This is a genomic window from Roseovarius tolerans, from assembly GCF_900109855.1.
Taxonomy (GTDB): domain Bacteria; phylum Pseudomonadota; class Alphaproteobacteria; order Rhodobacterales; family Rhodobacteraceae; genus Roseovarius; species Roseovarius tolerans.
This window is the reverse complement of sequence record NZ_FOBO01000021.1, coordinates 1-13050: the sequence shown is the minus strand read 5'-3', so window position 1 is coordinate 13050 and position 13050 is coordinate 1. Positions and strand designations below refer to the sequence as shown.

Annotated in this window: 13 protein-coding genes; 5 read left to right on the top strand and 8 right to left on the bottom strand. The window is 64.7% G+C overall.

Features of this window, described 5'->3' with window-relative positions; translation table 11 throughout:
- The first annotated feature begins 16 nt into the window (after window positions 1–16).
- Together ugpE and BMX04_RS16480 are read left to right on the top strand one after the other, a co-directional pair.
- Window positions 17–853: a sn-glycerol-3-phosphate ABC transporter permease UgpE gene (ugpE, locus tag BMX04_RS16485; RefSeq protein WP_074788017.1), complete on the top strand. Its 837-nt coding sequence runs from the start codon at window positions 17–19 to the stop codon at window positions 851–853.
- A gap of 5 nt (window positions 854–858) precedes the next feature.
- Entirely contained in the window at window positions 859–1914 is a 1056-nt protein-coding gene (locus BMX04_RS16480) for an ABC transporter ATP-binding protein (protein ID WP_074787982.1), read from the top strand.
- 114 nt (window positions 1915–2028) lie between these two features.
- Here BMX04_RS16480 and BMX04_RS16475 read toward each other — a convergent pair whose 3' ends face one another.
- Window positions 2029–2532 (bottom strand): SRPBCC family protein, encoded by a 504-nt coding sequence (locus BMX04_RS16475; protein ID WP_050663095.1) that lies wholly within the window; start codon window positions 2530–2532, stop codon window positions 2029–2031.
- 145 nt (window positions 2533–2677) lie between these two features.
- On the opposite strand from BMX04_RS16475, the gene BMX04_RS16470 reads away from it, so the two are divergent.
- On the top strand, window positions 2678–3757 hold the full coding sequence (locus BMX04_RS16470; RefSeq protein ID WP_074787981.1) for a CaiB/BaiF CoA transferase family protein: 1080 nt from the start codon (window positions 2678–2680) through the stop codon (window positions 3755–3757).
- 245 nt (window positions 3758–4002) lie between these two features.
- Here BMX04_RS16470 and BMX04_RS16465 read toward each other — a convergent pair whose 3' ends face one another.
- From BMX04_RS16465 to BMX04_RS16440, 6 genes are all read right to left on the bottom strand, one after another.
- Entirely contained in the window at window positions 4003–4722 is a 720-nt protein-coding gene (locus tag BMX04_RS16465) for an NYN domain-containing protein (RefSeq protein ID WP_074787980.1), read from the bottom strand.
- A gap of 52 nt (window positions 4723–4774) precedes the next feature.
- Window positions 4775–5644 (bottom strand): glutathione-dependent disulfide-bond oxidoreductase, encoded by an 870-nt coding sequence (yghU, locus tag BMX04_RS16460; RefSeq protein WP_074787979.1) that lies wholly within the window; start codon window positions 5642–5644, stop codon window positions 4775–4777.
- A 103-nt stretch (window positions 5645–5747) separates the two neighbouring features.
- A complete protein-coding gene (locus tag BMX04_RS16455) occupies window positions 5748–6827 on the bottom strand; it encodes a PLP-dependent cysteine synthase family protein (RefSeq protein WP_074787978.1) in 1080 nt (359 codons plus the stop codon).
- A 181-nt stretch (window positions 6828–7008) separates the two neighbouring features.
- Entirely contained in the window at window positions 7009–8283 is a 1275-nt protein-coding gene (locus BMX04_RS16450) for a bifunctional folylpolyglutamate synthase/dihydrofolate synthase (protein WP_074787977.1), read from the bottom strand.
- Window positions 8280–9215: an acetyl-CoA carboxylase, carboxyltransferase subunit beta gene (gene accD / locus BMX04_RS16445; RefSeq protein WP_074787976.1), complete on the bottom strand. Its 936-nt coding sequence runs from the start codon at window positions 9213–9215 to the stop codon at window positions 8280–8282. Before accD ends, BMX04_RS16450 begins: the two co-directional genes overlap by 4 nt.
- 60 nt (window positions 9216–9275) lie before the next feature.
- The gene (locus tag BMX04_RS16440) at window positions 9276–10163 is read right to left on the bottom strand and encodes a CPBP family intramembrane glutamic endopeptidase (protein WP_074788016.1); all 888 of its coding nucleotides are present in this window, start codon (window positions 10161–10163) and stop codon (window positions 9276–9278) included.
- A gap of 100 nt (window positions 10164–10263) precedes the next feature.
- On the opposite strand from BMX04_RS16440, the gene ilvD reads away from it, so the two are divergent.
- The gene (gene ilvD, locus BMX04_RS16435; RefSeq protein WP_074787975.1) at window positions 10264–12021 is read left to right on the top strand and encodes a dihydroxy-acid dehydratase; all 1758 of its coding nucleotides are present in this window, start codon (window positions 10264–10266) and stop codon (window positions 12019–12021) included.
- Window positions 12002–12697: a hypothetical protein gene (locus tag BMX04_RS16430; protein WP_175477396.1), complete on the top strand. Its 696-nt coding sequence runs from the start codon at window positions 12002–12004 to the stop codon at window positions 12695–12697. The genes ilvD and BMX04_RS16430 overlap by 20 nt, the downstream gene beginning before the upstream one ends.
- Before the next feature lie 143 nt (window positions 12698–12840).
- Here the strand turns inward: BMX04_RS16430 and BMX04_RS16425 are convergent.
- Window positions 12841–13050 (bottom strand): transposase (locus tag BMX04_RS16425; protein ID WP_139194596.1); only part of this gene is annotated, 210 nt, incomplete at its 5' end.

Genomic DNA, 13050 nt, shown 5'->3' with positions numbered 1-13050 from the left:
AACCGAGATCACAGGCATGGTCGACAAGCGCGGGTTTGGTCTGTGGCTCACCCATCTGGTGATGATCGCGGGCGTGCTGGTGATCTTCTTCCCGATCTGGCTGGCTTTCGTCGCCTCGACCGTCAGCCAACCCGAAATCGTGCAGCCGCCGATGCCGGTCTGGCCCGGCGATCAGTTCATCGAGAATTACACCGCCGCGCTCGTCTCGGGCGTCAACGTGCCGGTGGCGGTGATGCTGGGCAACTCATTGATCATGGCGGTGGGGATCGCGGTGGGCAAGATCATCATCTCGCTCCTGTCGGCCTTCGCCATCGTCTATTTTCGCTTTCCGGCGCGCAACCTGTTCTTCTGGCTGATCTTCCTGACGCTGATGCTGCCTGTCGAGGTGCGCATCGTGCCCACCTATGAGGTGATCGCGGGCTTCGGCATGCTCAACAGCTATTCGGGGCTAATCTTTCCGCTGATCGCCTCGGCCACCGCGACCTTCCTTTTCCGTCAGTTCTTTCTCACCATCCCGGACGAATTGGCCGAAGCCGCCCGCGTGGACGGTGCGCGCCCGATGCGGTTTTTCTGGGATATCCTCTTGCCGATGAGCCGGACAAACATTGCGGCGCTCTTCGTGATCCTGTTCATCTATGGCTGGAATCAGTATCTCTGGCCGCTCCTGATCACCACCGACCCGTCGATGAACACCATCGTGATGGGCATTAAGCAGATGTTCCCGAGCGGAGACGATGTGGCCGACTGGCCGGTGATCATGGCGACCTCGATCCTTGCGATGATCCCGCCGGTGGTGGTGGTCATCTCGATGCAGAAACTCTTTATTCGCGGCCTTGTGGACAGCGAGAAATAGGCGACATGGCAACCGTAGAGCTGGACAATATCAAGAAACGCTTTGGCCCCACGGAGGTGATCAAGGGCGTGAGTGTCGATGTGGAGGATGGCGAGTTTATCGTCATCGTCGGGCCGTCGGGCTGTGGCAAGTCCACCCTGCTGCGCATGGTAGCGGGGCTGGAAACGATCACCGAGGGCGAATTGCGCATCGGCGGCACCCGCGCCAACGATCTTGAGCCGATGGACCGCGATATCGCCATGGTGTTCCAGAACTACGCGCTCTACCCGCATATGAGCGTGGCGCAGAACATGGGCTACGGCCTGCGGATCGCGGGGCTGCCCAAGGCGGAGATCGCGGCCAAGGTGCAGGGTGCAGCGAAGTTGTTGCAACTGGCCGAACTGCTGGATCGCAAGCCGAAACAGCTCTCGGGCGGGCAGCGGCAACGCGTCGCCATGGGCCGCGCCATCGTGCGCGAGCCCAAGGTGTTCCTGTTCGATGAGCCGCTATCGAATCTCGACGCCAAGCTGCGGGTGCAGATGCGGCTGGAGATCCGCGAGTTGCAGGCCAAGCTGGGGATCACCGCGCTTTACGTCACCCATGATCAGGTCGAGGCGATGACCATGGCCGACCGGATGATCGTGATGAACGAAGGGATCGCCGAACAGATCGGCACGCCGCTCGATGTCTATGAACGGCCTGCGAGCCTATTTGCCGCGCAGTTCATCGGCAGCCCGTCGATGAACGTGGTGCGGGCCGAGGGGCGTGACGGCGCGCTGCATGTCGGGGATATGGGTCTGCCGAACCCCACGGGCGTCTCGGGCCCCGTCATGCTGGGGCTGCGCCCCGAACATCTGGTGCCCGACGCGCAGGGTCCGATCACCATGCAGGTGATGCTGACCGAACCTTTGGGGGCCAACACGCTCTTGCATGGCAAGCTGCCGGACGGGTCGGCGTTCACCGCAAGCCTCTCGGGCGTTCACCGCGTTGGCCACGGCGGCGAGGCGCTGCGCCTGTCGGTGGCGGCAGAGCATATGCACCTGTTCGATGCGACGAGCGGGGCGCGGATGGACGGCGACTGAGGCAGCGGCCAGGAAAGTTTGAAACTTTCTTGAGCGGAGTTTGCTCAAAATCCCGTCGCTCGATGGCGGCGTCGGGTCACTCCGGATCAGTCATGTCAGCGCCCAACGGCGCGCCTAGCTGATCAGCCGCTTCAGCCAGCCTTTTTTCTCGGCCTCGGGTTCCGGATCGTCCTCGGACGGGCCTTCGATCACCTCTTCCAGCCGGGTGAAGAACTGATCCGCCATCCGCTTGGCAAAGCCATCCACGATGCGGCTGCCAAGCTGTGCCAGCTTGCCGCCGACATTGGCCTCCACGTCATAGCTCAGCCGCGTGCCGTCCTCGATCTCTTCCAGCCGCACATCGGCCGATCCCTTGGCATAGCCAGCCGCCCCGCCCTTGCCCTCGCCGGTCAGGGTCAGGCTTTCGAGTTCGACCATGTTCGAGACGGTCACGCCGCCCTTGAACGTGGCCTTCACCGGCCCGACCTTCTGTGTCACCGTCGCCTCGAACCCCTCTTCGGGCGTGCCGGTCACTTCCTGCGCGCCCGGCACGCATTCCTTGAGCACCTCGGGGCTGAGCAGCGCCGCCCAGACGGTGGCGCGGTCGGCCTTGATATCACGCGTGTCGCTCATCTTCATCTGGCTGGGTCCTCCCTGTTCCTCGGGCAAAGCCTAGCCCAGCCCTGCGGCCCAGCCAAGAGAGCAGAAAGTCGGCACCGGTCACATCCTTGGCATGGCGCGCGGGTGCGGCCATAGTGCCGGTCAATGACCGGGGAGGGACCGAATGCTGACAGGGCTGCGCGTGGTGGAATTCGAGGGGCTGGGGCCTGCGCCCTTCGCCGCGATGATGCTGGCCGAGATGGGGGCAGAGGTGGTGGTGATCCATCGCCCCGGCGCGGCCAACCCGGTGGCGGGGGATCGCAACCTGCTCGACCGGGGCAAGCGGTCTATCGTGCTCGATTTGAAAGACCCCGGTGATATTGCCGTGGCGCGCGCGCTGGCTGGCCGCAGTGATGCGCTGATCGAGGGGCTGCGCCCCGGCGTGATGGAGCGGCTGGGGCTGGGGCCCGACGAGATGCGCGCCGCCAATCCGCGCTTCGTCTATGGGCGCATGACCGGCTGGGGGCAGGATGGGCCGCGCGCCCGGCAGGCCGGGCATGACCTCAATTACATCGCGACCTCGGGCGCGCTCTGGTATGCGGGCGCGCCGGGCACGCCGCCGCTGACACCGCCGACGATGCTGGGCGATGTGGGGGGTGGCGCGCTCTATCTCGTGGCCGGAGTGCTGGCGGGACTGGTGCAGGCAGCGCGCACGGGTCAAGGTACCGTGGTCGATGCCGCGATCGTCGACGGATCGGCGCATATGATGGCGTTGCTGATGTCGATGGGGCCGTCGGGTAATCTGTCGATGACGCGAGGGCAGAGCCTGCTGGACGGGCCGCATTGGAGCCGGGTCTACGCCTGCGCCTGTGGCGGCTGGTTGTCGGTGCAATGCCTCGAGCCGCAGTTCTATGCCACGTTTCTGGGGGTGCTGGGGCTTGGCGATGATCCGCGCTTTGCCGCGCAGCACGACCCTGCGCAATGGTCCGCGCAGACCGGGGCGCTGGCCGCGCTCATCGCCGAGCACCCGCTTGCGTATTGGGCTGAGCTCTTTGCCGGGTCCGATGCCTGCGTCGCCCCGGTGCTGCGTCCCGATGCGGCTGCGACCGACCCGCATATGGCGGCGCGCGGGGTCTGGCAGGGGGAAGGCGACACTCTGGCGCCCGCGCCTGCGCCCCGTTTTGACGGGGTGGTGTCTCCGGTCGCGGACCCGCCTGCACGCGGTGCGGATAGCGCGGCAATCCGGGCAGAACTGGGGATGTGAGGGTGGATGGCCTTATGCGGACATAAGCACCCCACCAGACAGTGCTGCGCGGTCGCAGGGCCGGGGACTGGCGATGCAACAGTCGATGCTCGCGCTTTATCCCAGCCAAGTCAGTCGTAGTTCAACACGTTGTGCGCCATTCCAAATCGCCAGGCCGCGGGACGGCCCGGCGATCGCGCGGCACCTTCGGTGCGTTTCGCGCGGGCGGTGCGGTATGTTCGGTTCACGCCCAAACTCACTGCCGCTCAATCCACCCGCCGCACCAGAAGCTGATTGCCCGGCCCCGATTGGGTCTCGAAGACCTTCAATTCCTTGATCAGGTCGCTCAGCTTCTTCTTGCCATAGCTGCGCGTGTCGAAATCGGGTTTGTCGGCCTGGATCTGCTGGCCGATGCGCCCCAGCGGATACCATTCATCGTCGCTGTCGATCTTCTCCATCGCCTCGAAGATCAGCCGCCGCGCATCGGCGATATGCTGGCTGTCGAGTTTGGGTTTGGGGGCGCTGCGGGGGGCGTCGCTCGCATCCTCGTAGATGTTTTCGATGGCGACGAAGCGGTTGCAGGCGTTCTTGAGCGCATCCGGAGCCTTGGCCTCACCGATGCCGATCACGGTCAGCCCCTGTTCGCGGATGCGGCTGGCCAGCCGGGTGAAATCGCTGTCCGACGAGACCAGCACGAAGCCGTCGAAATGGCCCGCGTGCAGGATGTCCATCGCGTCGATCACCAGCCCGATATCGCTGGCGTTCTTGCCCTTGGTATTGGCGGTCTGCTGATGCTGGACGAGGCCGAGATTCTGCGCCGTGCGGGTCCAGCCTGAAAGCTGCTGGCTCGACCAGTCGCCATAGACCCGGCGCAGCCCCGGCTCGCCATAGCTGGTGACTTCGCGCAGGATCGCGTCGGCGTATTTAGCGGGCACGTTGTCGGCGTCGATCAGAACGGCGAGGAGTTGGGTATCGCGTGTCGGCATGAAGAGGCTCCTTTGCCCCTTCATGCCCGATCCAGACGCGCGGCGAAAGCGATTAGGCGTCTTCGCCGATCTTGTCCTGTGTGCGGGTCTCGAAATCTTTGGCCGAGTGTCGCTCGTGCAGTTGCATATGCGGCTCGCCGAAGCTGCGGTTGACCATGCGGCCGCGTTGCACAGCGGCGCGGGCGTCGATCTTTTCGGCCCAGGCCGTGACATGCTTGTAGCTCTGCACATCGAGGAAAGTGCCCGCGCTATAGAGCCGGTTGAGGCACAATTGCCCGTACCACGGCCAGATCGCGATATCGGCGATGGTATAGTCGTCGCCCGCGATATAGGGCCGTTCGGCCAGTTGCCGGTCGAGCACGTCAAGCTGGCGCTTGGCCTCCATCGCGAAACGGTCGATGGGGTATTGCCATTTCTCGGGCGCATAGGCGTAGAAATGGCCAAAGCCGCCGCCCAGATAGGGCGCGCTGCCCATCTGCCACATCAGCCAGTTGATCGCTTCGGTGCGCGCGGGGCCTTGGCTGGGCAGGAACGCGCCGAATTTCTCCGCCAGATGCATCAGGATCGAACCGCTCTCGAACACCCGCAGCGGCGCATCGCCGGTGTGGTCGACCAGCGCCGGGATCTTGGAATTGGGGTTGATCTCGACAAAGCCGCTGCCGAACTGATCGCCGTCGCCGATCTTGATCATCCATGCGTCATATTCCGCGTCGTGACCGGCGGCGAGCAGTTCTTCGAACATCACCGTCGCCTTGACGCCGTTGGGCGTGGCGAGCGAATAGAGTTGGAAGGGATGCTCTCCGACCGGCAGGTCCTTGTCATGGGTGGGGCCTGCGATGGGCCGGTTGATCGAGGCGAATTGCCCGCCGGAGGCCGCTTCCCATTTCCAGACGTCGGGTGGAGTATAGCTGTCGTCACTCATACGATGAATCCTCTACGATTGTCTGGCGAACAAGCTAATCCCTGCACGCGCGCGCACAAGCGGCGCGTTTGCACAAAGTTGTGTGCAAATGTGCAAAGGTCCGTCAGCCCAGCCGGTAGCCCGGGGTCGAGGCCGAGATCGCCTGTTCTTCCTCGTTCATATCCTCTCCGATCCCCTCGAACAGCGGCGTGGTCATGTAGCGCTCGCCGGTATCGGGCAACATGCACAGGATCACCGATCCGGGGGCGGCTTTCTCGGCGATCTGCAAGGAGACCGCAAACGTGGCACCGCCCGAGACGCCGGTGAAAATCCCCTCTTTCGCGGCCAGATCGCGCGCGGCCTTGATGCCGTCAGGGCCGGTCACGGGGATCAGGTCGTCGTAATAGCCCTTGTCCACCGTCTCTTGCAGCACCAACGGGATGAAATCCGGGGTCCAGCCCTGAATCGGGTGCGGCTCAAAGGCCGGGTGGCTTACGGCGGGGGCGCCTTCGTCGGTGCGCTCCTGTGCGTGGCCGCTGCCCAGAAGGGCGGCATTGGTGGGCTCGGACAGGACGATTTTCGTCTCGGGCCGCGCCTCGCGCAGCACCCGGCCCAGCCCGGTCACGGTGCCGCCGGTGCCATAGCCGGTGACCACGTAATCGAGCGCCTCGCCCTCGAAATCACCGAGGATTTCCTGCGCCGTGGTGGCGGCGTGAATATCGGCATTGTCCCTGGTCTCGAACTGGTGGGCGAGAAACCAGCCATTCGCCTCGGCCAGTTCCTCGGCCTTCTTGTACATGCCAAAGCCCTTCTCGGCCTTGGGCGTCAGCACCACCTTGGCCCCCAGCATCCGCATCAGGCGGCGTCGCTCGATGGAGAAGCTTTCCGCCATGGTCACCACCAGCGGATAGCCCTTCTGCGCGCAGACCATGGCAAGGCCGATGCCGGTATTGCCGCTGGTCGCCTCGACCACCGTCTGCCCGGGCTTGAGTCTGCCGTCGCGCTCGGCGGCCTCGATGATATTCACCGCCAGCCGGTCCTTGACCGAGGCCGCCGGGTTGAACGCCTCGGCCTTGACGTAGATCGTTACGTGGTCGAGCCCGAGATTGTTGACGCGGATCACCGGCGTGTCGCCGATGGTGTCCAGAACGTTGTCAAAGCGCCTGCCGCGCCCTTTTGTGGTGCGAATGCTGCTGTCGGTCATCGTGCGTCTCCCTTTCGGTTCACCCCGGAGACTATGATTTGACCGGGTCTTGGAAAAGGATCGTTCTGCAAATTCGAGGTGCTTGCTCTGAAATCAGAACAAATTTCCATATGGCTGTTCGATTTCAGAACGAAAGAGGGCGCGGTTTCGGTTGTGTCGAGCGGGATCAACCGGGCGCGACTCAGCCGTTCTCGCGCAGGATGCCGCCAGCAAGATAGAGCGAGCCGCAAATCAGGATGCGTGCCTGCGGGGTCTGTGCTGCGATGCGCTGAACGGCCTGTAGCGCAGTCTCGGCGGTCTCGGCGCGCAGCCCCACCGCTTGCGCGGCCTCTGCGGTGGCCTCGGCGGGCAGGGTGTTTGCCTCGCCGGGAATGGAGAGCGCGATCAGCCTGTCCGCCTGTGCGGCCAGGGGCCCAAGATAGCCGCCGATATCCTTGGTGTTGAGCATGCCGCAGATGAGATGGGTGGGACGTTTCGGCAGCCCGGAAAGATGCCGCCCGAGCGCCTGCCCGGCGGCGGCATTGTGCCCGCCATCGAGCCAGATTTCGGCGTCAGGTGCGGCCTCGACCAACGGTCCGCGCACAAGCCGCTGCATCCGCGCGGGCCAATGCGCGCGCGTCACTGCCGCCTCATACCCTGCATCACCCGTCCCAAGGTGGCGCAACGCAGCGAGAGCCGCGCCCGCGTTCTCAATCTGATGCGCGCCGGGCAGGTTCGGCAGCGGCAGATCGCAGAGCCCGGTCTCGTCCTGATAGATCAGCCGCCCGCGTTCCTCATAGGCGTGCCAGTGTTGGCCATGCGCCAGAAGCGGCGCGCCAAGGGCGGTGGCGCGCGCCTCGATCACGGCCAGCGCGTCATCCTGTTGCGGGCCGACGACGCAGGGCACGCGGCGCTTGAGAATTCCGGCCTTCTCGCCCGCGATCTTGGCCAGCGTGTTGCCGAGATATTGCTCGTGGTCGATGGAGACGGGGGTGATCACCGTCAGCGCGGGGCGGTCCACGACGTTGGTGGCATCGAGCCGCCCGCCAAGCCCGACCTCAAGCAGGGTGTAATCCGCAGGTGTGCGCGCCATGGCGAGGAGGGCGGCACAGGTCGTGATCTCGAAATAGGTGATCGCCTCATCGCCATTGGCGGCATAGCATTCATCGAGAATGGCGGTCAGGTGGTCTTCGGAAATCGGCACGCCAGCCAGCCGGATCCGCTCGTGAAAGCGGGCCAGATGCGGCGAGGTATAGGCGTGGCAGGTCTTGCCCACAGCCTCCAGCCCGGCGCGGATCATCGCGAGGGTGCTGCCCTTGCCGTTGGTGCCCGCGATATGGATCACCGGCGGCAGGTCGTTCTGCGGATTGCCCAGGGCATCGAGCAGACGCCAGACCCGGTCGAGCGTGAGGTCGATGATCTTGGGGTGCAGCGCCATCATCCTCTCAAGGATGAGGTCCGATGTGGGCGCGCTCATGTCTCGGGGTCGTCCTTGGCGGGGGCCTCGGCCACGACCGGATCGGGCATCGCGGGCGCGGGCAGATCGCCCTTCACGGCGGGCGGCATATCCATCAACATGCGGGTGATGGTGATCAGCTCATCGCGCATCTGCGTGCGTGGCGTCACGCGGTCGAGCATGCCATGCTCCAGCAGGTATTCGGCCCGCTGAAAACCCTCGGGCAGTTTCTCGCGGATTGTCTGCTCGATCACGCGCGGCCCGGCAAAGCAGATCAGCGCGCCCGGCTCGGCGATCTGCACATCGCCCAGCATCGCGTAAGACGCGGTGACCCCGCCGGTGGTGGGATGGGTCAGCACCACGATGTAAGGCAGCCCCGCCTCTTTCAGCATCTGCACCGCCACGGTGGTGCGCGGCATCTGCATGAGCGACAGAATGCCCTCCTGCATGCGCGCGCCGCCTGCGGCGGAGAACAGGACCAGCGGGCGCTTGAGCCGCACGGCCGTCTCGGCGGCGGCGATGATCGCGTTGCCGACATACATGCCCATGGAGCCCGCCATGAAGCTGAAATCCTGTGCTGCCGCGACAATAGGCGTACGGCCCATTTCGCCGGTGGCGACCAGCATCGCCTCTTGCTCGCCGGTTTCCTTTTGCGCGGTGCGCAGCCGGTCGGGATATTTTTTCTGATCGCGGAAGTGCAGGGGATCGGGGGTCGGCAGCGGCACCTCGACCTCGGTGAAGAGCCCACCATCGAAGAGCGCGGCAAAACGGGCGCGCGGGGTGATCCCCATGTGGTGGCCGCAATTGGTGCAGACGTTCAGATTGCCCGAGAGTTCGCGGTGAAACAGCATGGTCCCGCACTCGTCGCATTTGGACCAGAGGTTTTCCGGGATTTCGCGGCGCGAGAAGATCGAATTGATCCGCGGACGCACGTAGTTGGTGATCCAGTTCATCGGGCGGGCCCCTGCCTTGACGTTGCGCCACCACATAAGCGGGGCGCACGGGAAATGCAATCAGCCGCGCAGGGCAAGACGAATGGCCAGCCAGCCGCAGAACAGCACCATCAGATCGACCGGCATCATGGTCAGGATCATCGCCGTGTCATCCATCGCGAAGGGATAGGCATAAAGCGCCATACCGTCGAACTGCCCCTCGGGGGCGGCGATCAGGATGGCGCTGAAATTGTTGATGAAGTGCAGCGCCGTTGCAGGTCCCAGCGTGCCGAACCGCGCCGTCAGATCCGCCGCCGCAAGACCGAAGGCCCCGGCCCAGAGCACAACGATCCAGGCGGTGCCGCCATAGTTCATCGCGTCGAAATGAAGAACGGCGAAGGCCGCAGAGGGCAGCACCAGCCAGATCAGGGGCGATGAAAAGCGTGCCGCAAGCTGGCTTTGCAGGTAGCCGCGGAAAATCAGTTCCTCGGCGAAGACCTGACAGAAGAGGGCGAAGAGCGCAGGCAGCAGAAAGAGCATCCATGTGCCCGCATCGAGATTGGGCAGGGGGGCGACCGGTTCGGGCATCGGGATCAGCATGACAACCGCATAGAGCAGCAGCATCGCCGCAAGCGCCCGCCCGAATTGCCGCACCGCCAGCGGCATCGGGCCGATCAGCGTCGCGAGGCTCCGCCGGTGGACGACCCGCAAGGTCACATCGAGCGCCACGATCAGAAAGGCGAAGGTCAGCAGGTTGATCAGCACGCCCGCCGGGGTGGTGGCGGCGCTGATCCCGGGTGACATGCGCGCCCATGTCTCCGGGCCGAAGATCACCGGCAGCAGGGACGCGTAGCCGAAACTCAGCGCCAGAAAGAGCGGCACCAGAAGCACAATCCCTCCCACAAGACGCGGCAGGGCGGCAGAGGCGCGGGCGGGGGCAACAAGCCGTTCATGGGCGTCGTATCGCATAAGCGCGACGCTATCCCGGCGCGCCATGCGTTGCAATCCGGCTTGCCCCGCCCGCGGCTCTGGCCTAGACCGATTGCCAGCTAATTCCGGGAGGCCCTTCATGACCAAGTTCGACAAAGCCAAACTGCCCAGCCGTTACGTGACCGAAGGCCCGTCACGTGCGCCGCACCGGTCCTATTACTATGCCATGGGGATGACCGAGGCGGAGATTCATCAGCCGCTCGTCGGTGTGGCGACCTGCTGGAACGAGGCCGCGCCCTGCAATATCGCGCTGAGCCGTCAGGCGCAGGCCGTGAAGGGCGGCGTCAAGGAGGCCCACGGCACCCCGCGCGAGTTCACCACCATCACCGTCACCGATGGCATCGCCATGGGGCATGAGGGCATGCGGTCCTCTCTGGCCTCGCGCGAGGCGATTGCCGACACGGTGGAGCTGACGATGCGCGGCCATTGCTATGACGCGCTGGTGGGGCTTGCGGGTTGCGACAAGTCGCTGCCGGGGATGATGATGGCGATGGTGCGGCTGAACGTGCCGTCGGTGTTTATCTATGGCGGCTCGATCCTGCCGGGCAAAGCGCCGCAGATCGACGAGATTCCCGAGGAATTCCGCACCCGTGACCTGACGGTGCAGGACATGTTCGAGGCCGTGGGCTGGAACCAGAACGGCACCATGTCCGACAAGGCGCTAGATGCGCTGGAGCGCGTGGCCTGTCCCTCTGCCGGGGCCTGTGGCGGGCAGTTCACCGCCAATACCATGGCCTGTGTCTCCGAGGCGATCGGCCTTGCGCTGATGAATTCGTCGGGCATGCCCGCCCCTTACGAGAGCCGCGACCAATATGCCGAGGCCTCGGGGCGCGCGGTGATGGACCTGCTTGAAAAGAACATCCGCGCCCGCGACGTGGTGACGCTCAAGAGCTTGCAGAACGCCGCCCGCGTGGTGGCCTGCACCGGTGGCAGCACCAATGCCGGGCTGCATCTGCCCGCGATTGCGCATGAGGCGGGGATCGATTTCTTCCTCGAGGATGTCTGCGAGATTTTCCGCGACACGCCTTATTTCGTCGATCTCAAGCCGGGCGGGGCCTATGTCGCCAAGGATCTCTATGACGCGGGCGGCATCCCCGTGGTGATGAAGGAATTGCGCAAGGCAGGCCTCATTCACGAGGATTGCATGACCGCGACCGGACGCAGCATTGGCGAGGAGTTGGACCTGATCGAGCGCGAGGCGGATGGCAAGGTCATCTATCCGATCGACGCCCCGATCACCAAGACCGGCGGCGTGGTCGGCCTCAAGGGCAATCTCGCGCCGCAGGGGGCCATCGTGAAGGTGGCGGGCATTGCCCCCGAACATCAGGTCTTTACCGGCCCGGCCCGCGTATTCGACTGCGAGGAGGATGCGTTCGAGGCGGTCAAGTCGCGCGAATACGAGGAAGGCGAGGTGATCGTCATTCGCAACGAGGGCCCCGCAGGCGGCCCCGGCATGCGCGAGATGCTGTCCACGACCGCCGCGCTTTCGGGGCAGGGCATGGGCAAGAAGGTGGCGCTGATCACCGATGGCCGGTTCAGTGGTGCGACGCGCGGGTTCTGCGTGGGTCATGTCGGCCCCGAGGCGGCACATGGCGGGCCGATTGCCCTGATCCGGACCGGCGACGTGATCACCATCGACGCGATCAAGGGCGAGTTGTCGGTGGATCTCTCGGATGAGGAACTGGCCAAGCGCAAGGGCGCATGGGCGGGCCCGCGCGAGACGATCTATGCCTCCGGCGCGATCTGGAAATTCGCGCAGCTTGTGGGCGAGACCTACAAGGGCGCGGTCACCCATCCGGGCGGCAAGGCCGAGCGGCATGTCTACATGGATCTCTGAGACGGCTGTGGCCCGGCTCAGGATGATGGTGCGCGCCGGGCTGTTGCTGGTCTGCCTGCCGCTTGCCGCCTGTCTCGACGTGGCGGGCGAGGCCGGGCCGGACAATGCGTTGCGCGCCGTGGCCTTTTACGATGGTAAGGTCATCGTGACCGGACCGCGCGGCTATTGCATCGACCGCAGCAGCGTCAAGCGTGGTCCCGCCGGGCGGTTCGCCCTTCTGGCCAGTTGCGAAAGCCTGACCGATCAGCCGGGCATCTCGGTGGAGCCGGCAGTGCTGACCGTCGCGGTGCTGCCGCATGCACCGAGTGCTGAGCAGCCGTCGTCCGAGGCGATGGCCGAGGCGCTGGGCCGCGGGTCCGTGCGCGACACCGAAGACGGCGACGGTATCGCCCTCGTGCACATCGCGCAGGGCGGCGACACGGTGCTGCCCGGCGGTGATCCGTCCTATTGGCGGGCAAGCATGGTGATCAACGGTCATCTGGTGGGGCTTGCCGCCTACGGCCCCAAGGACGGGGCCATCGCGGGAACTGGGGGGCGTGATTTGCTGCGCGATCTCGCGGAAACCCTGCGCGCCGCCAGCCCGGCACCGGACAGTGTCAGCCGCGATGTGACGGAGATCGACATACAGGGCGGGACAGGCGGATTATTCCGCGGATTGTTTCCTGTTTCGAATTAATGTTAAAGGCTTATCCCTTTTGTTCCGGCGGGACTACATGTTGAGGCGACAGAGTTCTTGATTGTGGATTGAGGCACGGATTAGATCCGTTTGCAGCGTTGCTCGGGCATGCAGAGCGTAGCTTTTACCGTGAAAGACGGTTCTCAGACGCGCTGATCGACGAAATCACGATAGGTCGCCGGTGCGAGACCGGCCCCGATCCCGAGCAGCGTATCAAAAGCGCTCTGCATGTGTCGCCGCCGGTTCCAGCGGAACACGAACTCGTCAAGGTAGCGTTGCAGATGGCGTTTCCTGAGGCCGTGAAACACACCTTTCGCCCATCGCTTCAGGTTGGAGAACACGCGGTGAACCCA

Bases quoted from the DNA above. Each gene is read 5' to 3' on its own strand.
- BMX04_RS16440 (WP_074788016.1), bottom strand. From the start codon at position 10,163: ATGCGATACGACGCCCATGAACGGCTTGTTGCCCCCGCCCGCGCCTCT.
- ilvD (WP_074787975.1), top strand. From the start codon at position 10,264: ATGACCAAGTTCGACAAAGCCAAACTGCCCAGCCGTTACGTGACCGAA.
- BMX04_RS16430 (WP_175477396.1), top strand. From the start codon at position 12,002: ATGTCTACATGGATCTCTGAGACGGCTGTGGCCCGGCTCAGGATGATG.
- accD (WP_074787976.1), bottom strand. From the start codon at position 9,215: ATGAACTGGATCACCAACTACGTGCGTCCGCGGATCAATTCGATCTTC.
- BMX04_RS16475 (WP_050663095.1), bottom strand. From the start codon at position 2,532: ATGAAGATGAGCGACACGCGTGATATCAAGGCCGACCGCGCCACCGTC.
- BMX04_RS16455 (WP_074787978.1), bottom strand. From the start codon at position 6,827: ATGACCGACAGCAGCATTCGCACCACAAAAGGGCGCGGCAGGCGCTTT.
- BMX04_RS16480 (WP_074787982.1), top strand. From the start codon at position 859: ATGGCAACCGTAGAGCTGGACAATATCAAGAAACGCTTTGGCCCCACG.
- ugpE (WP_074788017.1), top strand. From the start codon at position 17: ATGGTCGACAAGCGCGGGTTTGGTCTGTGGCTCACCCATCTGGTGATG.
- BMX04_RS16450 (WP_074787977.1), bottom strand. From the start codon at position 8,283: ATGAGCGCGCCCACATCGGACCTCATCCTTGAGAGGATGATGGCGCTG.
- yghU (WP_074787979.1), bottom strand. From the start codon at position 5,644: ATGAGTGACGACAGCTATACTCCACCCGACGTCTGGAAATGGGAAGCG.
- BMX04_RS16465 (WP_074787980.1), bottom strand. From the start codon at position 4,722: ATGCCGACACGCGATACCCAACTCCTCGCCGTTCTGATCGACGCCGAC.
- BMX04_RS16470 (WP_074787981.1), top strand. From the start codon at position 2,678: ATGCTGACAGGGCTGCGCGTGGTGGAATTCGAGGGGCTGGGGCCTGCG.